General features: G+C 68.3%; 21 protein-coding genes and 1 tRNA gene. 15 read left to right on the top strand and 7 right to left on the bottom strand.

Annotation, left to right across the window (positions count from 1 at the left end; translation table 11 throughout):
- The first annotated feature begins 20 nt into the window (after positions 1–20).
- The 3 genes from ACT009_RS00850 (at position 21) to ACT009_RS00840 (ending at position 2449) form a co-directional block, all read left to right on the top strand.
- Positions 21–305 (top strand): hypothetical protein, encoded by a 285-nt coding sequence (locus ACT009_RS00850; RefSeq protein ID WP_445192521.1) that lies wholly within the window; start codon positions 21–23, stop codon positions 303–305.
- An 87-nt stretch (positions 306–392) separates the two neighbouring features.
- Entirely contained in the window at positions 393–1112 is a 720-nt protein-coding gene (locus tag ACT009_RS00845; protein ID WP_445193964.1) for a response regulator, read from the top strand.
- A gap of 32 nt (positions 1113–1144) precedes the next feature.
- Positions 1145–2449: a HAMP domain-containing sensor histidine kinase gene (locus ACT009_RS00840; protein ID WP_445193963.1), complete on the top strand. Its 1305-nt coding sequence runs from the start codon at positions 1145–1147 to the stop codon at positions 2447–2449.
- A 149-nt stretch (positions 2450–2598) separates the two neighbouring features.
- Here the strand turns inward: ACT009_RS00840 and ACT009_RS00835 are convergent, their stop codons facing one another.
- The 3 genes from ACT009_RS00835 to ACT009_RS00825 all read right to left on the bottom strand — a co-directional run bounded on the left by ACT009_RS00835 (position 2599) and on the right by ACT009_RS00825 (position 4834).
- The gene (locus ACT009_RS00835) at positions 2599–3873 is read right to left on the bottom strand and encodes an MFS transporter (protein WP_445192520.1); all 1275 of its coding nucleotides are present in this window, start codon (positions 3871–3873) and stop codon (positions 2599–2601) included.
- Positions 3870–4601, bottom strand: coding sequence for a Crp/Fnr family transcriptional regulator (locus ACT009_RS00830; RefSeq protein ID WP_445193962.1), 732 nt, complete (start codon positions 4599–4601; stop codon positions 3870–3872). The genes ACT009_RS00835 and ACT009_RS00830 overlap by 4 nt, the downstream gene beginning before the upstream one ends.
- Before the next feature lie 148 nt (positions 4602–4749).
- Positions 4750–4834 (bottom strand) — tRNA-Leu (locus ACT009_RS00825).
- Between the two features lie 196 nt (positions 4835–5030).
- Between ACT009_RS00825 and ACT009_RS00820 the strand changes: the two genes are divergently transcribed.
- Positions 5031–5540, top strand: a complete 510-nt coding sequence (locus tag ACT009_RS00820) for a hypothetical protein (protein ID WP_445192519.1) — start codon at positions 5031–5033, stop codon at positions 5538–5540.
- A gap of 54 nt (positions 5541–5594) precedes the next feature.
- Here the strand turns inward: ACT009_RS00820 and ACT009_RS00815 are convergent, their stop codons facing one another.
- Positions 5595–7103, bottom strand: a complete 1509-nt coding sequence (locus ACT009_RS00815) for a YifB family Mg chelatase-like AAA ATPase (protein ID WP_445192518.1) — start codon at positions 7101–7103, stop codon at positions 5595–5597.
- Positions 7104–7221: 118 nt separating this feature from the next.
- Between ACT009_RS00815 and ACT009_RS00810 the strand changes: the two genes are divergently transcribed.
- The 8 genes from ACT009_RS00810 to dapE all read left to right on the top strand — a co-directional run bounded on the left by ACT009_RS00810 (position 7222) and on the right by dapE (position 12518).
- Positions 7222–7503, top strand: a complete 282-nt coding sequence (locus ACT009_RS00810) for a hypothetical protein (RefSeq protein ID WP_445192517.1) — start codon at positions 7222–7224, stop codon at positions 7501–7503.
- An 87-nt stretch (positions 7504–7590) separates the two neighbouring features.
- The gene (gene rpmH / locus ACT009_RS00805; RefSeq protein ID WP_174292372.1) at positions 7591–7725 is read left to right on the top strand and encodes a 50S ribosomal protein L34; all 135 of its coding nucleotides are present in this window, start codon (positions 7591–7593) and stop codon (positions 7723–7725) included.
- A gap of 56 nt (positions 7726–7781) precedes the next feature.
- Positions 7782–8048, top strand: a complete 267-nt coding sequence (gene rnpA, locus ACT009_RS00800) for a ribonuclease P protein component (protein WP_445192516.1) — start codon at positions 7782–7784, stop codon at positions 8046–8048.
- A complete protein-coding gene (yidD, locus tag ACT009_RS00795; RefSeq protein ID WP_445192515.1) occupies positions 8045–8257 on the top strand; it encodes a membrane protein insertion efficiency factor YidD in 213 nt (70 codons plus the stop codon). Before rnpA ends, yidD begins: the two co-directional genes overlap by 4 nt.
- Before the next feature lie 28 nt (positions 8258–8285).
- Positions 8286–9989 carry a membrane protein insertase YidC gene (yidC, locus tag ACT009_RS00790; RefSeq protein WP_445192514.1) on the top strand — a complete coding sequence of 568 codons (1704 nt, stop codon included), beginning with the start codon at positions 8286–8288 and terminating at the stop codon, positions 9987–9989.
- On the top strand, positions 9989–10627 hold the full coding sequence (yihA, locus tag ACT009_RS00785; protein ID WP_445192513.1) for a ribosome biogenesis GTP-binding protein YihA/YsxC: 639 nt from the start codon (positions 9989–9991) through the stop codon (positions 10625–10627). Before yidC ends, yihA begins: the two co-directional genes overlap by 1 nt.
- Positions 10628–10726: 99 nt before the next feature.
- Positions 10727–11389, top strand: a complete 663-nt coding sequence (locus tag ACT009_RS00780; RefSeq protein ID WP_445192512.1) for a glutathione S-transferase family protein — start codon at positions 10727–10729, stop codon at positions 11387–11389.
- On the top strand, positions 11370–12518 hold the full coding sequence (gene dapE / locus ACT009_RS00775) for a succinyl-diaminopimelate desuccinylase (protein ID WP_445192511.1): 1149 nt from the start codon (positions 11370–11372) through the stop codon (positions 12516–12518). The genes ACT009_RS00780 and dapE overlap by 20 nt, the downstream gene beginning before the upstream one ends.
- Here dapE and ACT009_RS00770 read toward each other — a convergent pair.
- Genes ACT009_RS00770 through ACT009_RS00760 form a run of 3 tightly spaced genes read right to left on the bottom strand, consistent with a single transcriptional unit; the run spans position 12490 to position 15030 of the window.
- Positions 12490–12987: a Smr/MutS family protein gene (locus tag ACT009_RS00770; protein ID WP_445192510.1), complete on the bottom strand. Its 498-nt coding sequence runs from the start codon at positions 12985–12987 to the stop codon at positions 12490–12492. The two genes, dapE and ACT009_RS00770, sit on opposite strands and share 29 nt — an antisense overlap.
- Before the next feature lie 25 nt (positions 12988–13012).
- The gene (mltA, locus tag ACT009_RS00765) at positions 13013–14326 is read right to left on the bottom strand and encodes a murein transglycosylase A (RefSeq protein WP_445192509.1); all 1314 of its coding nucleotides are present in this window, start codon (positions 14324–14326) and stop codon (positions 13013–13015) included.
- A gap of 56 nt (positions 14327–14382) precedes the next feature.
- The gene (locus ACT009_RS00760) at positions 14383–15030 is read right to left on the bottom strand and encodes a Tim44/TimA family putative adaptor protein (protein ID WP_445192508.1); all 648 of its coding nucleotides are present in this window, start codon (positions 15028–15030) and stop codon (positions 14383–14385) included.
- Positions 15031–15216: 186 nt separating this feature from the next.
- Here ACT009_RS00760 and secB point away from each other — a divergent pair, with 186 nt between their 5' ends.
- Genes secB through trpS form a run of 3 tightly spaced genes read left to right on the top strand, consistent with a single transcriptional unit; the run spans position 15217 to position 18325 of the window.
- The gene (secB, locus tag ACT009_RS00755; RefSeq protein WP_445192507.1) at positions 15217–15726 is read left to right on the top strand and encodes a protein-export chaperone SecB; all 510 of its coding nucleotides are present in this window, start codon (positions 15217–15219) and stop codon (positions 15724–15726) included.
- Positions 15727–15747: 21 nt separating this feature from the next.
- Entirely contained in the window at positions 15748–17310 is a 1563-nt protein-coding gene (gene murJ / locus ACT009_RS00750; protein ID WP_445192506.1) for a murein biosynthesis integral membrane protein MurJ, read from the top strand.
- A gap of 10 nt (positions 17311–17320) precedes the next feature.
- Complete coding sequence (gene trpS, locus ACT009_RS00745) at positions 17321–18325, top strand: tryptophan--tRNA ligase (protein ID WP_445192505.1); 1005 nt, start codon at positions 17321–17323, stop codon at positions 18323–18325.
- The last annotated feature ends 46 nt before the right edge of the window (positions 18326–18371 follow it).

The raw sequence follows: 18371 nt of genomic DNA, 5'->3' as shown, positions 1-18371 counted from the left end.
GCTCGCCTGGAGACCCCGCGATGCGCCTTCCCCTTCTTCTCGCGATGACGATGACCGCCGCCACGATGGCGTCCGCCCAAACGGTCGCACCACCGCCGCCCGCCGCTGCGCCGGCTCCCTCGGCCAACGCCGATCCTGCCGGCAACGGCGTGGTTACCAAGGCGGAGTGGCAGGCGCGCTCCGCGGCACGGTTCGACCGCCTCGACACCAATCACGACGGCACGCTCGACGCGACCGAACGCGCCGCGATGCGTGACCGGCGCCGCCCGCCCGGCGGCCGTCCGCCCGCACCCGCCGATTACTGAAGACGCATCGTCCGCCGGCGCGGATCCCCGTCGGCGGATGCAACCGCGCGCTTCCCTGGAGCACTCGCCATGGTAAACCCCGACCCGATGGGAGATTCGCCGCACCTGCTGCTCGTCGACGACGAACGCTCGATCCGCGAACCGCTTGCGCAATATCTCACCAAACAGGGTTTCCGCGTCACCCAGACCGGCGATGCCGAGAGCGCGCGGACCCGGCTGGCGGCCTATGCGATCGATCTCGTCATCCTCGACATCATGATGCCGGGTGAGGATGGGCTCAGCCTGTGCCGTCACATCGCCGCGACCTCCGACACTCCGGTGATCCTGCTCACCGCCAAGAGTGAGGAAACCGATCGCATCGTCGGATTGGAGATGGGCGCCGACGACTACGTCGTGAAGCCCTTCTCCCCGCGCGAACTCGCCACCCGCGTGAAGGTCGTGCTGCGCCGCCTCACCGCCGGCGGGGCGCGCCAGCATGCCCCCGAAAGCGGTTCCTATGCCTTCGCCGGCTGGGTGCTGAAGACCGGCGAACGCGCGCTGGTCGATCGCGAAGGCGTGTCGGTGCCGCTCTCCACCGGTGAATATAACCTGCTGTTCGCGCTGGTGACCCGCCCGCGCCAGGTGCTGACGCGCGATCAGCTCCTCGATCTAACTCAAGGCCGCGAAGCCGCCGCGTTCGATCGCGCGATCGACAACCAGGTCAGCCGCCTGCGCCGCAAGATCGAGACCGACGCCAAGAACCCCGACATCATCAAGACCGTCTGGGGCGGCGGCTATACGCTCGCGGCCGAAGTCACCCGCCTGTGATCCGCATCTGGCCGCGCAGCCTGGGCGGCCAGATGGCGCTGCTGGTGGCGCTCGCGCTGTTCGTGGCGCAGGCGATCAATTTCGGGCTATTGCTGCGCGAACGCCAGAGCTTCCGCCTTGCGCAGATCACCGGCCCCGCCGTCACCCGGTTGATCGACGCCGCCGAGCGCACGGCGCAGGGCAGGCCGGACCGCGGCCGCGTCCGCCGCTTCGCCGCAAACCCGATTCCGCCGGGCCAGCCGTCCGAACCGCCTGTCGAACGCCGCATCCGCCAGGAACTGAACGAAGCCGGGCTTCAGGTCGGCCGCATCGCCACCGCAGTACGCCCGATCGACCCGCGCGATCCGCCGTTTCGCACCCTCCAGCGCCACGGCCCTGATCGCCTGGCGCGCGACAATGACGAGCTGGTGATCGCGGTGGAGCAGCCCGGCCGCGGTTGGCTGGTGCTCCGCGCGGTGTGGCCGCGCGGCGACGACGGCATCATCTGGCGGCTGATCGGCCAGACGCTGATCCTCTACGGCGTCGTCCTTGTGCCCGTGCTGTGGGTCGGACGGCGGATCTCGCAGGGCCTGCGCGAACTCACCCGCTCCGCCGAGCGGTTCGGCTCGACCGACAGCGGCGATCCCGTACCCGTTCAGGGCACCGACGACGTCGCGCGATTGATCGGCGCGTTCAACGCGCTGCGCCTGCGCGTTACCGCGATGCTCGACGAAAAGGACCGTATGCTCGGCGCGATCGGCCACGATCTGCGCACCCCGCTGGCCGCGCTGCGGGTGCGGATCGAATCGGTCGACGACGAGACCGATCGTGCCAAGATGGCCGACACCGTCGCGGAGATGAACCGGACGCTCGACGACATCCTCTCCCTCGCACGCCTCGGCCGCCCGAGCGAACCGCTGACCGAGGTCGATCTCGCCGCGCTGGTCGATGCGGTGGTCGAGGATTTCCGCGACCTCGGCGACGACGTTACCTTCGTCGAGGCGGCGCGGCTGCCGATGCGGCTCCGCCCCTCGCTGATGCGCCGCGCGATCCGCAACCTGATCGAGAACGCCATCAAATACGGCCACGCCGCAGTCGTCACCGTCGAACCGCGCGCGCACGAGGTCGCGATCATGGTGTGCGACAACGGCCCCGGCATCCCGCCCGATCGCATCGCCGACGTCTTCGCCCCTTTCATCCGGCTCGAAACCTCGCGCAACCGCGAGACCGGCGGCATCGGCCTCGGCCTCGCCCTTGCCCGCAGCATCGTCCAGGAAGCCGGCGGCGACATCGCCCTCACCAACCGCACCGAAGGCGGCCTTGCGGCGACGATCACCCTCCCCCGCAAACCGCGCTGATCATCCTGCAAGGGAGGATTTGCGAATTCGAGTCTAGCCCCTCCCCTTCAGGGGAGGGGTTGGGGTGGGGGCTCTCCCCAGGCGTCGATGCTCGTGGAGGGTCCCCACCCCCGGCCCCTCCCCTGAAGGGGATGGGTGAACAGCCCCAATCAATCCTCCACGATCCGGCTATGCACCCGCGTATCGCGCATCCGCAGATATACCAGCAGCGACACCCCGATCATGGCGGTCACATACCAATAGAAGCCCCGTTCCAGCCCGGCCTTCTTCAGCCACAGCGCCGCATATTCCGCGGTCCCGCCGAAGATCGTGTTCGCCAGCGCATAGGGCAGCGCCACGCCCAGCGTGCGGATATGCGCGGGGAACAGCTCCGCCTTCACCACCGCGTTGATCGAGGTATAACCGGTCACGATCAGCAACGCCGCGAGCACCAGCGCCAGTGCCGCCCACGGGTTCGCCACCCGCTCCAGCGCCAGGAAGATCGGCACCGTCGCCAGCACCCCCGCCACCCCGAACGCGACCATCAGCGGCTTGCGCCCGACCCGGTCGGACAGCGCCCCCGCCAGCGGCTGGACCGCGGCATAGACGATCAGCGCCGCGGTCATGATCCAGGTCGCGGTCTCGCGGTCGAAGCCACTGGTGTTGACCAGGAACTTCTGCATGTACGTGGTGTAGGCATAGAAGGCGAGCGTGCCCCCCGCGGTCAGCAGCATCACCGTCGCCGCCTCGCGCGGATGCTCGCGGAACAGCGCCAGCGCGCTCGATCGCGGCGGGCCGGCCGCGGCGGCGTTGGTGAAGCTTTCGGTCTCGATCAGCCCGCGACGGATGCGGAACACCGCGATCGCCAGCAACCCGCCGACCGCGAAGGGGATCCGCCACCCCCAGGTCTCCAGCTGCGCCTCGCTCAGCACCGCCTGCAGCAGCAGCAGCACGCACAGCGCCGCGATCTGCCCGCCGACCAGCGTGACGTATTGAAAACTCGAATAGAAGCCGCGCCGCTCCCGCCCCGCCATCTCCGACAGATATACCGCGCTCGCGCCATATTCGCCGCCGACGCTCAGCCCCTGCAGCAGCCGCGCCACCACCAGAAGCGCCGGCGCGCCCCAGCCGATCGCGGCATAGGTCGGCGTCACCGCGATCAGGAATGCCCCCGCGCACATCAGCGTCACCGACAGCGTCAGCGCCGATTTGCGCCCGTGTCGATCCGCGTAGATCCCCATCGCCCACGCGCCGACCGGCCTCATCAGGAATCCGACCGCGAAGATCGCCGCGGCGTTCAACAGCTGTGCGGTCGCGCTCGCCTTGGGGAAGATCACCGGCGCGAAGTAGAGCGTGAACGCCGAATACACGTACCAGTCGTACCATTCGACCAGGTTGCCCGCCGACCCGCCGAGGATCGACCGCAACCGTGGGTCGACGCTCAACTCTCCTGAGCCCATCCGCCGTTCTCGCGGTACAGATAATCCGCGTCGAACTCGGCGACCCGCGCCAGCCGCGCGAAATCGAGCATCGTCACCTCGCCGTTGCGGAACGCCAGCATCCCGTCCTCGCGCAGCGACCGCAACGTGCGGTTGACGTGGACACCGGTCAGCCCGCACGCCTCCCCCAGATCCGTCTGGGTCAGCGGCAGCTGGAAGGTCGTTCCGTCGACCAGGTCTACCATCGTCAACCTGACGAACAGCTCGCAGAAGAAATGCGCGATCCGCCCGTCGGCGCCGAGCCGTCCCAGCCGGAAGATCCATTCGCGGTGCATCGCCGCATCGAGCAACGTCGAGAACCACAGCTTGCGGGTCAGATGCGGCATCCGCTCGGTCAGCTCGGTCAGCACCCGGTGATCGTAGATCGCGACCTTCGCAGGGCCCAGCGTGCCGATATCATGGTCGAGGCGCTTCATCGGAAAGGCGTGGAGATCGATGAAGTCGCCGGGCACGTGAATCGCCACCAGCTGACGATGCCCATCGCGATCGTCCATGTAGCGGCAGACATAGCCTTCGATCAGATAGGTGCTGCTTTCCAGCCGCTCGCCCCGCCCGATGATCTGCTTGCGCGCCGGGAGATCGCGAACCGCGCCCATCGCGTCCTCGATCGCCTGCCGCTCCTCGCGGCTCAGCGTGTTGCGCGCGCGGCCCATCAGGAATCGCCGGGTCACCAGCGACGAATCGTCGCCATCGTCGGTCAGGTCAGCAGCGGGCACGGAAGCCATCGATCATATGCCCGGTCGGAAGGAACGTTCTCGAAACGATCCTCCAATCCGACGCACGCGTCAAGCGGGACGGCTCCCGCGACGGTCGATCGGTAAATGGTGCGGGTGGCCGGGGTCGAACCGGCACTCCTTTCGGAACAGGATTTTGAGTCCAGCGCGTCTACCAATTCCACCACACCCGCACAGCCGGTGAAACCGGCGACCGGCTCCTAACCGCCGGCTCGCTCGATTTCAACTGTGTCGCGCTTGGTCGCCTGACAACGGATCATCGAACCTGCTCTATTCTCGCTTGCCGTGGCAGACCGAGTCATGCACATCAATATGACGAAAGACGGGGGAATGATGTCACGCTTGCTTATCATAGTATCGACACTGATTATGAGCGTCGCACTGCACGGCTGTGCAGCGGGTGTTAAGGGAACGCCCGGGATGAAAATGTATCGGTCTGGCCAAGTTGCTCAAGCGCTGCCTGTTCTTGAAGCGGAAGTCGCCGCCGGTGAGGTATCGGCTCGCTATCCCCTTGGCCTGATCTACCGCGATGGTCAGGGCGTCCCCAAAGATCCCGTGAAGGCAGAAATCCTGCTGACCGGCGCTGCGATCGGGGGCGATCCGCGGGCGGTGGCCGCGATACGGCAAATGCTCGACACCGAGAATCGTTGTCCTCTCGATAAGCAACTTCATGATGCCTGGGGTCAGGTCGGTGTGATGAACCGTAATCTGATCACGGGGGTCGTCGAATTGTTCAGCGCGCCTCCGCCGATCTTGCGTCGGATGGCCGAGATCTACGACGCGCCCTGTCCCGGTAGGGTTGCACAGCCCGAGGCGGCCAAGAGCCTTCGCGGGCTGTCCGGCGGGCCGCGCTCCATCTGGATATATGTTCCGCGCTGACGGGACGGCACTTGGCTGCGCAGCGATGCGACTGCAATTTAAGACGGGCCGACCCTAGTTGGTCGGCGTCCGCCGGCGATAGCTCAGCGCCTCGGCGACATGGATGCGCGCCACTTGCTCCGTGCCTGCAAGATCGGCGATCGTGCGCGCGACCCGGATCACCCGGTGAAACCCCCGCGCCGACAGCCGCATCGCCCCCGCGGCCTGGGCGAGCAGCCGGCGCGCCTCGTCCTCCAGCATAGCGACCCGCTCCAGCAGGTCGCCATCCGCCTCGGCATTGGTTCGCACCCCCGCCTCCGCATAGCGCGCGCGCTGGACCGCGCGCGCCGCCGCCACCCGCGCCGCGATCTCCGCCGATCCCTCGGTCGGTGGGGGCAGCATCAAGTCGACCGCGCTGACCGCACTCACCTCCACGGTCAGGTCGATCCGGTCGAGAAACGGCCCCGACACCTTGTTCTGGTAATCCGCCGCACAGCGCGGCGCCCGCGCGCAGGCGAGGCTCGCGTCGCCGAGATGCCCGCAGCGGCACGGGTTCATCGCCGCGATCAGCTGCACCCGCGCCGGAAAGGTCACGTGCGCATTCGCCCGCGCCACGCTGATGGTCCCGACCTCCAGCGGCTGGCGCAGCGAATCGAGCACTGCGCGCTGGAATTCGGGCAATTCGTCGAGGAACAGCACGCCGAGGTGCGCGAGGCTCACCTCCCCCGGCTTCACCTTCAGCCCGCCCCCGGTCAGCGCCGCCATCGATGCCGAATGATGCGGCGCGCGGAACGGCCGATTTCGGGTCAGTCGCCCGCCGGTCATCGTCCCCGCGACCGACTGGACCATCGACACCTCCAGCGCCTCCCCTGCGTCGAGCGGCGGCAGGATCCCCGGCAGGCACGCCGCCATCAGCGACTTGCCCGCGCCGGGGGGTCCGATCATCAGCAAATTGTGCGCCCCCGCCGCGGCGATCTCCAGCGCGCGTTTGGCGATTTCCTGCCCCTTCACCTGCGCCAGGTCGGGTCCGCGGATGACCTCCTCCGCCTCGCCCGGTCGCGGTGCGGCGAGCAGCCCGTGTCCCTTGAAGTGGTTGATCAGCGCCAGCAGGTCTGGCGCCGCGATCACCTCGACCGATCCCGCCCAAGCCGCCTCCGCCCCCTGCGCGGCGGGGCAGACCAGCCCCACGCCGTCCGTCGATGCATGCAGCGCCGCGAGCAGCACCCCCGGCGACGGCGCGATCCGCGCGTCCAGCCCGAGCTCGCCGACCACGACATACTCCGCCAGCGTCTCGACATCGACGACGCCCATCGCGCCCAGCAGCGCGAGCGCGATCGGCAGGTCGAAATGCGACCCTTCCTTGGGCAGGTCGGCCGGCGACAGGTTTACCGCGATCCGCTTCGGCGGCAGCGCCAGCCCCATCGCCGAGATCGCGCCGCGCACCCGCTCGCGGCTCTCGCCCACCGCCTTGTCGCCGAGCCCGACGACGTTGAACGCCGGCACGCCCGGGATCAATTGCACCTGCACCTCGACCCCGCGCGCTTCCAGCCCCAGATACGCCACCGTCCGTACGATCGTCGCCATTGTCATCCCCCGAAGCCGCGACCGTCCTAAGCGAAAGCGGATCGCGGGGATGCTTGCGGCAACTACCTAGTCGCGCTGCTGCCTTGCCAATCTAACACACCGTCCCCAAATGGCGCCCATGCCCGCCCCCCGCCACCCCGCGATGCGTATCGCGCAACTGACGCTCGGCGGCCTGCTGATGATCGGGGCGGCGCTGATCGGGCCGCTGCCCGGCCCCGGTGGCATCTTCCTGTTCGCAGGCGGGTTGATCCTGCTGCTGCGCAATTCGCGGAAGGCGCGATCGATCTTCGTCCGCGCCAAACGCCGCTGGCCGAAAATCGGGCATCTGCTCGACCGGACGATGCGCCGCCCGTCGGCGCTGCGACGCCACGCGATCGCCAAGGCGGCGCGCTCGCGTTGACTTGCGCGGCGGGTCTGGCTATGCGCACCGCCGACAAGGCCGTCCCCGGGGCGGCCGTTTTCTATTCAGACGATCAGGGAATGAACGATGAAGCGGACCTTTCAGCCGAGCAACCTGGTGCGGGCGCGCCGCCACGGCTTCCGCGCGCGGATGGCGACGGTGGGCGGTCGTTCGGTGATCCGCGCCCGCCGCAACCGCGGCCGCAAGAAGCTGTCGGCGTAAAGACGCTCACCGCGCGTCGCGATTTCCTCGCGGCGAATGCGGGACGACGCGCGCCGATGCCGGGCTTCGTGCTGCTGATGCGCCGGCGCAACGATGGTGATCCGACGATGCGCGTCGGCTTTACCGTTACCAAGAAGATCGGCAACGCCGTGGTCCGCAACCGGATGAAGCGCCGGTTGCGTGCCCTCGCACGCGATCTGCTGCCGACCGCCGGCACGCCCGGCGCGGATCATGTCCTGATCGGCCGCAACGGCGGCAACGAGCGCGATTTCGCGCTGCTCCGCACCGAACTCGGCAAGGCGCTCGCCAAGGTGGCGCGGTGATCGCCCGCCTGCTGATCCTGCTGGCCCGCGGCTGGCAGATCGGCCCATCCGCGGTCCTGCCGCCCACCTGCCGCTACCAGCCATCCTGTTCGGCCTATGCAATCACCGCGCTTCGCCGCTATGGCGCGGCGAAGGGTGGCTGGCTGGCGGCGAAGCGGATCGCGCGATGTCATCCCTGGGGCGGGTACGGACCCGATCCAGTTCCCTGACCCTTTCCCTGAGCACTGGGGCCACGTCTTGAATCAAGATCGTCAGAATTTCGTCCTGTTCGCGGTGATCGCGGCGCTGATCCTGTTCGGCTGGCCGCTGATCCAGGGCAAGTTCTTCCCCACCGCCAACCCGCCGGTCACCAAGATCGAGGCCGGCCAGACCAAGGTCGTCGCCAACAAGGCCGCGGACCCGACCGCCGACACCGCAGGCGCGATCCGCAGCCGCGCCGTGGTGCTGGCGGAAAGCCCCCGCATCGCGATCGACACGCCGACGCTGAAGGGCTCGATCAACCTGAAGGGCGCGCGGATCGACGATCTCGTGCTCGTCCAGTATAACGAGACGATCGCGAAGAACTCCGCGCCGATCCGGCTGCTGTCGCCGGGCGGCGCACCCGGTGCCTATTTCGCGGGCTTCGGCTGGCGCGACGATGGCCTGAAGCCACCCGCCGCCGATGCGCTGTGGGCCGCGACCGGCACCACGCTCGCCCCCGGCCGCCCGGTCACGCTCGACGCCGCCAACGCCACCGGCCAGCGCTTCCGGATCGTCCTAGCGGTCGACGATTCCTACATGTTCACGGTGACCCAGACGGTGCTCAACGGCGGCACTGCGCCCGTCCCCGTCGCGCCGTTTGGCTTCGTCAACCGCACCGGTATCTCCAAGGATCCGTCGAGCATGACGATCCATGTCGGCCCGATGTCGGTCGACAATGGCGGCGCGCATTATCGCCCCAATTTCAAGGACCTGCTGGAGGCGCCGTCGCGCTTCACCACCACCGGCGGCTGGCTCGGCTTTACGGACAAATATTGGCTGACCGCGCTGATCCCCGATCAGCGGGCGACCTTCGACGGCCAGTTCCGCGGCGGTGCGCGCGACAGCTACCAGGCGGACTACGCGTTCCAGCCCAAGCTGCTCGCCCCCGGCGCGACGATTACCCAGACCAGCCGGTTCTTCGCCGGCGCCAAGGAGGTCCGCACCCTCCAGCGCTACCAGGACCAGCAGGGCGTCGAGAAGCTCGACAAGGCGATCGACTGGGGCTGGTTCGAAATCGTCGAGAAGCCGATCTTCACCTATCTCCACTGGCTGTTCCGGATGGTCGGCAATTTCGGTGTCGCGATCATCCTGCTGACCGTGACGATCCGCGGGCTGATGTTCCCGATCGCGCAGCGGCAGTTCGCGTCGATGGCGAAGATGCGCGCGATCCAGCCCAAGATGAAAGCGCTTCAGGATCGCTACAAGGACGACAAGCCGCGCATGCAGCAGGAGGTGATGGCCCTCTACAAGAGCGAGAAGGTCAATCCCGTCGCTGGCTGCCTGCCGACGCTGCTGCAGATCCCGATCTTCTACGCGCTGTACAAGGTGCTGATGCTGACGATCGAAATGCGGCACCAGCCGTTCGTCGCCTGGATCAAGGATCTGTCCGCACCCGATCCGCTGACCCCGGTCAACCTGTTCGGCCTGCTGGCATTCACCCCGCCCGCGTTCCTCGCGATCGGGATCGTGCCGATCATCCTCGGCATCTCGATGTACTTCCAGTTCAAGCTGAACCCGGCGCCGATGGACGACACCCAGAAGCAGGTGTTCGCGCTGCTGCCCTGGGTACTGATGTTCGTGATGGCGCCGTTCGCGGTCGGCCTTCAGGTCTATTGGATCACCTCCAATTGCCTCGCGATCGTCCAGCAGAAGCTGCTCTACGGGCGTCACCCGGACCTCAAGACGGCGCCGGCGAAATAATGGCCGAATTCGATCCCGATACGATCGAGGCCGCGCGCAAGCTGTTCGCGGGGCCGGTGACGTTCCTGAAGTCGGCGCCGACGCTCGAATTCCTGCCGGATGCGTCGGTGTCGGAGGTGGCGTTCGCGGGCCGATCCAACGTCGGCAAGTCGTCGCTGCTCAACGCCCTCACCGGTCGCAACGCTCTCGCGCGTACCTCGAACACGCCGGGGCGCACGCAGGAGCTCAACTTCTTCGACGTCGGCCAGCCGCTCGCCTTCCGTCTCGTCGACATGCCGGGCTACGGCTTCGCCAAGGCGCCCAAGGACGTGGTCAAGAAATGGCGCTTCCTGGTCAATGATTTCCTGCGCGGTCGGCAGGCGCTGAAGCGCGCGCTGGTGCTGATCGATTCGCGCCACGGTATCAAGGACGTCGACCGCGAGATCCTCGAAATGCTCGATCGAGCCGCGGTCAGCTACCGCATCGTCCTCACCAAGGCCGACAAGATCAAGGCCAGCGAACTCGCCGCGGTGACCGAGGCGACCGAGGCCGAGGCCCGCAAACGCCCCGCCGCGCACCCCGACATCCTCGCCACTTCCAGCGAAGGCGGCATGGGCATCCCCGAACTCCGCGCCGCGGTGCTCGACGCGATCGGGTAATCCGCCCCGGCACCGTGGCCGAAATCCTCCCCTGCAAGGGGAGGATCACACCACCCCCCGGCTGGACCCGACTGCACCACGCAGCTAAGCCCCGGCCCCATGAAACTGATCATCGGCAACAAGGCCTATTCCTCCTGGTCGCTCCGCGGCTGGCTCGCCTGCAAGCTGTCGGGCCTCGCCTTCGAGGAGGTCGTCGTCCCGCTCTACGACAATGAATGGGACAAGCGCCGGGAGGGCGACGAGTTCGCGCCGTCGTCTGGCAAGGTCCCGATCCTGTGGGATGGCGACGCGGTCGTGTGGGACAGCCTCGCCATCGTCGACTACCTCGCCGACAAGGTCGGTCGCGATGTTTTCTGGCCCTCCGACGATGCGCCGCGCGCGATGGCGCGGTCGATGGCGGCGGAGATGCATTCCAGCTTCGCCGCGCTGCGCCGCAAGCACAGCATGAACATCCGCCAGGTCTTCCCCGCCAAGCGCCCGGACGACGACGTGCTCGCCGAACTCGCGCGGATCATGGAATTGTGGGCGCAGGCCCGCGCGCGCTTCGGTGGCGAAGGCGATTTCCTGTTCGGCGCGTTCGGCGCGGCGGACATCATGTTCGCCCCCGTCGTCACCCGGATCGTCACGTACCAACTGCCGATCGCCCGCTTCGCCGCCGGCTATATGGACGCGGTGCTCCACCACCGCTTCATGCAGGATTGGATCGCCGGCGCGCAGGAGGAGGAGTGGGTGATCGAACAATATGAGCAGCCCGCTCGGTGATCCCGGCGTGATCGATCCGGTCGCGCTGGCGCAGGCGCTGATCGCCGCCGACAGTGTCACCCCCGCCAGCGGCGCGGTGTTCGACGTGATCGAAGGCGCGCTGATCGACCACGGCTTCGCGACCGACCGCTTCTTCGCCGGCAGCGCGCCCGACGGCCCGGTCGAGAACATGCTCGCAGTACGTGGCAGCGGCGGCCCCCACCTCGCCTTCGCCGGGCATCTCGACGTCGTCCCGCCCGGCGATGGCTGGAGCGCCTCGCCCTGGTCGGCGGAAATCCGCGGTGGCCTGCTCTACGGCCGCGGCGCGGTCGACATGAAGGGCGCGGTCGCCGCCTTCGCCGCGGCGGCATCGGCGCCGTTCGACGGTGTCGTCAGCCTGATCCTCACCGGCGACGAAGAGGGACCAGCCACCCACGGAACCCGCGCGCTGATCGATCGCATGACCGATATCGGCCTGGCGCCCGATTGCTGCGTGGTCGGCGAACCCACCTCCGCGGCGCGGCTCGGCGACACGATCAAGATCGGACGCCGCGGGTCGGTCAACATCTGGATCGATGTCCCCGGCCGCCAGGGCCATGTCGCCTACCCTCACCTCGCCGACAATCCGATACGTCATCTGGTGGCGGCTTTGTCGGAGATCGACGGCATCGTGCTCGATCACGGCAACGCCTGGTTCCAGGCGTCGAACATCGAAATCACCGATCTCACCGTCGGCAATCCCGCCTCGAACGTGATCCCCGGCCACGCCGCCGCGCGGATCAGCATCCGCTTCAACGACGAACAGCAAGGCGACGCGCTGGTCGCGCGGATCACCGCCCTCGTCCAGCGTCACGCCCCCGGCGCCACCGTCGTCGGCAAGGTCAGTGGCGAGGCGTTCCTGACCCAGCCAGGCACGCTGTCGACGCTGGTCGCCGACGGGATCGTGGCGCGCACCGGCATCGTGCCCGACCTGTCGACCACCGGCGGCACCTCCGACGCGCGCTTCCTGTCGAAGCTTTGTCCGACCGTCGAGTTCGGGCTGGTCAACGCGACCATGCACCAGGTCGACGAGGCGGTCGCGGTCGACGATCTCCGCGCGCTCACCGACATCTATGCCGACGTCATCCGCCGCGCCCACGCCGCAGGATGATGTAGAGTGCGCCCATCCCGCCGTGCCGCGGATGCGCGCCGCGCACCGCCGCGATGTTGCCTGCGTGCCGCGACGACGCGATCCAGTCGCTGACCGCCGACCGGATCGCCCCGCGCGCATGCGGCCGCTCGCTTTCCGGCCGCGGCGGGTTGCCCGTCACCAGCAGCAGTACCCGGTCGCCCCGCGCGATCGCGCGCTCCAGTCCATGATCGAGCATCGCATGCGCCGACGCCAGCGTATGGCCGTGCAGATCGATCGCGCTGTCGGGAGAAACCAGCCCGCGCGAGATCCGGCGATCCCACCCCCCGTCGAGCGTCACCCCCGGCTTCTGCGGCTTCGGCTTGACCGGCAACGGCGGCGCTGCTGCCGGCACCCGGCTCAACGTCGCCGCCTTCTTCTTCGCCAAGGCTGGCTCGGCGGGCGCGACCGGAGGCGCAACGATCCCGCGCAGCGGTTTGACGCTGGCCATGACCCGCGCCCACAGCCCCGCTTCGTCAGGGCTGAGCGACCGCACCGGTCTGCAATCGCGCGATCGTCCCGACCGGCAGCAGCAGGAACGCCGTTCCGCGCGCCGCCATACCGCCCGCGGTGGCCTCCGCCTCCTGGCCTGCTCCCCAGAAGGTATCGATCCGATTGGCGCCCTTGATCGCGCCCCCGGTATCCTGCGCCAGCCACAGCCCGCTGGCATCGGCCCGGTCCATCGACAGGAACAGCGGCGCGCCGAGCGGTACGAACTTCGCGTCCGCTGCCGCGCTCACCCCGCCGTTGACGATATAGCCGAGCGCCCCCAGCGGCGGCGTGTTGAGCTCGCGGAAGAACACGAAGGACTTGTTCTCGTCCATGATCGCACGCCCCTCCTCGGGGTGCGCGCGAAGCCATGCGACGATGCCCTGCATCGACGTCTGCCCCGGCTGGAGCAGCCCGCGCGCCTTCATCAGCGCGCCGATGCCGGTATAATCACGACCGTTCTGGGTATCGTAGCCGACTCGCATCGTCGTGCCGTCGGGCAGCCTGATCCGTCCCGATCCCTGGATCTGGAGGAAGAACACCGCCGCCTCGTCCGCACCCCAGGCGAGCACTGGCGCCCGGTCCGCCACCGCGCCGCGCACGATCGCCGCACGGTCGTAATAGGGCACCAGGTTGCTGCCCTCGACACGCCCGCGGACCTTCTTGCCTTTCAGGTCGGGGGAGAATTTGCCGAGATCGACGTCGATCAGGTCGGACGGCCGTGCGTAGATCGGCACCTCGTACCCGGCGCGGCGGGTCCGCGATCCTGCGATCTCGGGCTCGTAATAGCCCGTCGCGAACGCCTTGCCGTCGCCGATCTGCGCGGCCTCGAACCAGCGCGCGAAGAAGTCGCGCGATCCGCCCCGCGCCACCGACGCCGCCGCCACGCACGCCGGCCGCCAGTCCGCCCCGCGGGTCAACCCCGACGCGTCGGTACGCCGCTGCAACGCCGGACATGTGGACAGGAACGCAAGCCGTGCCGCCTCGGCCTGCGTCTCGACGATCGGCAGCGCGCTCATCGGCGGTCCCGCGATGACGCCGGCGCCGGCCGCAGTCGTGGCAGCAGGATTGGCGAACGCAGGCATCGGCGCGAACGGCGTCGCCGCGGCGATCCGCCCGTCGAAGGCGCGCCCGCTGGCGACGATGCTACCCGCGCCGGTGGCGGCAGGCGGCAGCGGCGCAATAAGCGGCGATTGTCGTACCGGTTCGCGCGAGGCGCTGGATGGTGGCACGATCCCGCCGCTGCACCCGGCCAGCATCGCAATTGCCGCAATCGCGCCGGCGATCTCCGCCGGTCGCATCAGCCGAACGCCGCGCAGGCCGCGGCGACCGCTCCCCCGCTGCCCCCGCACGCGCGTCAGGCTTCGTCGGTGTCGGCGAGCTTCCAGTTCGGATCGCTGCTCTTCAGCGTCCGTGCGAAGGTCCAGACATCGTGCGTCTCGACCGCGTCGGTCACCGACCCGGCGACCACCGCGCCATCGGCATCGCGCGTCACCGCCGCGATATCCGCGTCGAAATTGACCGTGATCCGGGCCTCGCGGCCGTTCAGCGACGCATCCGCGATCACCGCGCGCTCGATCGACACCAGCCGGTTGTCGAGCACATGTCCCGCCGCCCGGCGTTCCTCGATCGCGGAAACGAACGCATCGCGCACCTCGTCCTGCGCCAGGAACGACAGCGCTTCCTCGTCGCCCTTCCAATAGGCTTCGAGCGTCATCCGGTACGCCGCCTGCGCGCCTTCCAGGAAGCGCGCCACATCGAACCCGGGTTCGCCCGCGACGATCGACCGCAGCCCGGCCTCGGCGCGCAGGTCGATGTTGCGGCTGGCAGCCTCGCGCACCTCGGGTGCGGCATCGACCGTACGCGGCACCGACAGGGGTGCGATCCGCTCTTCGGCGGGGCGCGGCAGCGGCTGTTGCTCATGGCCGGTCCGCTTGCCGAGGACGCTATACAGCCTCAGCGCCAGGAACCCTGCGACCATTGCGAGAAGAACGACGTATAACACCAGGCCTCCGATCTAAAACCAACATAGGCCAAGGCGACCTCAATTCAAACCCGCGCCCGTTGAAACGTTCGGAACACGCTGCTAGGCGCACCGCGATATCGCGTGAACGCGCGGCGACGCTGCTTCGCTCCACATCGTATAGCAGCCGCAACCGGCTTTTTTCCAGTCAAAGCAAGGATGATCTTCATGGCCGATCAGGACAACGGCACCAGCCTCGACACCCAGCCGCTGGCGAACGGCGCCGATACCGGCCCCGCGGCTGGCATGATCTCGCAATATGTGAAGGATCTCTCGTTCGAGAACCCCAACGCGCCCGCGATCTACCAGAACCAGAACCCGCCCGCGATCGACGTCCAGTTCAACATCGGCACCAGCCAATTGGCCGATGAAGTCCACGAGGTCGTGCTGAAGATCGACGTGAAGGCCGATGCCGACGGCACCACCGCGTTCATCGTCGACCTCACCTTCGCCGGGCTGTTCGGCCTGCGCAACGTCCCCGAAGAGCATGTCCAGCCCTTCCTGCTCGGCGAGGCACCGCGGCTGCTGTTCCCGTTCGCGCGTCGCGTGCTCGCCGATTGCGTCCGCGACGGCGGCTTCCCGCCGCTGCTGCTCGAGCCGATCGACTTCGGCCAGCTCTATCTCCAGCAGGCCGAGGCCAAGACCCAGCAGGAATTCGGCGACGTCGGCCAGGTATAAGGTCCGTTCGGGACCTCGCACATGAACCTCACCCGGGCACTGGGATCGGTCGGCGGGCTGACGCTTGCCAGCCGTATCCTGGGCCTGGTGCGCGACGTGCTGTTCGCGCGCTTCGTGGGCGCCGGCTTCGCGTCCGACGCCTTCATGGTCGCGTTCCGGCTGCCCAACATGTTCCGCGCGCTGTTCGCGGAGGGTGCGTTCAGCGCCGCCTTCATCCCGATGTTCAACCGCAAGGTCGCCGATCCCGCGGGTAAGGGCCTGCCGACCGGCATCGCCTTCGCCCGCGACACGCTGTCGGTGCTGTTGCCGGTGTTGATCGTCCTGACCGCGGTGATGGAGGTGGCGGCTTGGCCGATCACCTGGATGCTGTCGGGCGGGTTCAACGACGTAACCTCCACCGAATTCGACTTCGTCGTCATGCTCTCGCGGCTGACGATCCCCTATCTGCTGCTGATCAGCCTGGTGTCGCTGCTCGGTGGCATCCTCAATTCGCTGCACCGCTTCTGGGTAGCCGCCGCCGCACCGATCCTGCTCAACGGCACGCTGATCGCGGCGCTGGTGTTCTTCCACCGTCACGAGGCGCTCTACACCGCGCGCAACCAGGCGATCGCGGTGACCGTCTCGGGCGCGCTCCAGCTCCTCTGGGTCTGGTATGCCTGCAAGCGGGCGGGCGTCGTCCTCCCGCTGCGCCGGCCGCGCCTCACGCCCGACGTCCGCAAGCTGATGGGATTGATCGGCCCCGCCGCCGCGGGCGCGGGCGCGGTGCAGATCAACCTCGTGGTCTCGACCGCGCTTGCCGCCCGGCTGCTGCCGGAAGGCTCGGTCACCTACATCTATTACGCCGACCGGCTGAACCAGCTGCCGCTCGGGCTGATCGGGATCGGGCTCGGCACCGTGCTGCTGCCGACGATCTCGCGCCAGCTCGGCCGCGGCGACGAGGCCGACGCGATGAAGACCCAGAACCGCGGCATGGAACTGGCGCTGCTGCTCACCCTGCCCGCGACGGTCGCGCTGATCGTCTGCGGCCTGCCGATCGTCGCCGCGCTGTTCCAGCATGGCAAGTTCACCGCCACCGCCGCCTACGCCACCGCGCAGGCGCTCGCCGCCTTCTCGATCGGGCTGCCATCCTACATCCTCGTGAAGGTGCTTACCCCGGGCTATTACGCCCGTTCCGACACCCGCACCCCGGTCCGCTACGCGACCGTGTCGATGATCGTGAACCTGATCCTCAACCTCGCGCTGATCGTCCCGCTCGGCCATATGGGACCGCCCCTCGCCACCGCGATCGCCAGCACCGTCAACGTCGCGCTACTCTACCGCACGCTGGCGAGGCGCGGCCATTTCGTCGCCGACGCGCAGCTCCGCCGCCGTACCTGGCGCCTGCTGGTCGCGGCGCTGATGATGGGTGCGGTGATGTACTTCCTCAACGATCTGTTCGCACCCTACGTCACCGGTACCAGCCTCCAGCGCTGGACCGCGATGCTGGTGCTGGTCGCGACCGGCGCCGTCGTCTATGCGGCCGGGGTGTTCGCGACCGGCGCGATCCGCCTGCGCGACATCCGCCAGCTCGTCCGTTCCAGATAAGGCCAAACCCTTGCGCGTCGTCTCCGGCATCCAGCCCACGGGCAATCTCCACCTCGGCAACTATCTCGGCGCGATCAAGCAATGGGTGGCGATGCAGGATGCGATGGCGCCGGGCGACGACTGCCTGTTCTTCCTCGCAGACCTCCACGCGCTGACCGGCACGGTCGAGCCCCGTGCGCTCGCCGCCAACACGATCGAGATGGCCGCGACGCTGCTCGCCGCCGGGATCGATCCCGACCGCGCGATCCTGTTCAACCAGGCGCGGGTGAAGGCGCATAGCGAGCTCGCCTGGATCCTCGGCGGCACCGCGCGGATCGGCTGGCTCAATCGCATGACCCAGTGGAAGGACAAGGCGGGCAAGAACCGCGAAGGCGCCAGCGTCGGGCTGTTCACCTATCCCGTGCTCCAGGCCGCCGACGTGCTCGCCTACAACGCCACCCACGTCCCCGTCGGCGACGACCAGAAGCAGCATCTCGAACTCGCGCGCGACATCGCGACCAAGTTCAACACCGATTACGCGGTCGATCTATTCACCCTGCCCGAACCGTTCATCTCGAAAGCCGCGCCGCGCGTCATGTCGCTGCGCGACGGCGCCGCCAAGATGTCGAAGTCGGACCCGTCGGACATGAGCCGCATCAATCTCGTCGACGACGACGACCTCATCGTTCAGAAGCTGCGCAAGGCGAAGACCGATCCCGAGCCGCTGCCCGCCGACGCTACCGGCCTCGCCGAACGCCCCGAGGCGCGCAACCTCGTCACGATCTACGCTGCGCTCGCCGACGAAAGCGTCGACGCGGTCCTCGCGCGCTACGCCGGCCAGGGCTTCGGCGCCTTCAAGCCTGCCCTCGCCGATCTGGCGGTGGCGACGCTCAGCCCGATCCGCGAACGCCTGACCCGCCTGCTCGACGACCGGGCCGACGTCGCCAACGTGCTGGACCGCGGCGCCGCCCGCGCTCGCGACCTCGCCGCACCGACGCTGAAGGCCGCGCAGGAAGCGGTGGGGTTGCTGATCTGATCCGCTAGCGCCGACCGTCACGTACTCCCGCAGCGCAAGCTTCAGC

This window comes from Sphingomonas sp. Tas61C01 (assembly GCF_052567495.1).
The sequence above is the reverse complement of the archived record's forward strand: the minus strand, read 5'-3'. Positions and strand labels throughout refer to the sequence as shown.

What these genes read in the sequence shown, in the direction of transcription:
- ACT009_RS00850 (WP_445192521.1), top strand. Translation starts at nt 21, where the DNA reads ATGCGCCTTCCCCTTCTTCTCGCGATGACGATGACCGCCGCCACGATG.
- ACT009_RS00845 (WP_445193964.1), top strand. Translation starts at nt 393, where the DNA reads ATGGGAGATTCGCCGCACCTGCTGCTCGTCGACGACGAACGCTCGATC.
- ACT009_RS00840 (WP_445193963.1), top strand. Translation starts at nt 1,145, where the DNA reads ATGGCGCTGCTGGTGGCGCTCGCGCTGTTCGTGGCGCAGGCGATCAAT.
- ACT009_RS00820 (WP_445192519.1), top strand. Translation starts at nt 5,031, where the DNA reads ATGAGCGTCGCACTGCACGGCTGTGCAGCGGGTGTTAAGGGAACGCCC.
- ACT009_RS00815 (WP_445192518.1), bottom strand. Translation starts at nt 7,103, where the DNA reads ATGGCGACGATCGTACGGACGGTGGCGTATCTGGGGCTGGAAGCGCGC.
- ACT009_RS00810 (WP_445192517.1), top strand. Translation starts at nt 7,222, where the DNA reads ATGCCCGCCCCCCGCCACCCCGCGATGCGTATCGCGCAACTGACGCTC.
- rpmH (WP_174292372.1), top strand. Translation starts at nt 7,591, where the DNA reads ATGAAGCGGACCTTTCAGCCGAGCAACCTGGTGCGGGCGCGCCGCCAC.
- rnpA (WP_445192516.1), top strand. Translation starts at nt 7,782, where the DNA reads ATGCCGGGCTTCGTGCTGCTGATGCGCCGGCGCAACGATGGTGATCCG.
- yihA (WP_445192513.1), top strand. Translation starts at nt 9,989, where the DNA reads ATGGCCGAATTCGATCCCGATACGATCGAGGCCGCGCGCAAGCTGTTC.
- ACT009_RS00780 (WP_445192512.1), top strand. Translation starts at nt 10,727, where the DNA reads ATGAAACTGATCATCGGCAACAAGGCCTATTCCTCCTGGTCGCTCCGC.
- dapE (WP_445192511.1), top strand. Translation starts at nt 11,370, where the DNA reads ATGAGCAGCCCGCTCGGTGATCCCGGCGTGATCGATCCGGTCGCGCTG.
- ACT009_RS00770 (WP_445192510.1), bottom strand. Translation starts at nt 12,987, where the DNA reads ATGGCCAGCGTCAAACCGCTGCGCGGGATCGTTGCGCCTCCGGTCGCG.
- mltA (WP_445192509.1), bottom strand. Translation starts at nt 14,326, where the DNA reads ATGCGACCGGCGGAGATCGCCGGCGCGATTGCGGCAATTGCGATGCTG.
- secB (WP_445192507.1), top strand. Translation starts at nt 15,217, where the DNA reads ATGGCCGATCAGGACAACGGCACCAGCCTCGACACCCAGCCGCTGGCG.
- murJ (WP_445192506.1), top strand. Translation starts at nt 15,748, where the DNA reads ATGAACCTCACCCGGGCACTGGGATCGGTCGGCGGGCTGACGCTTGCC.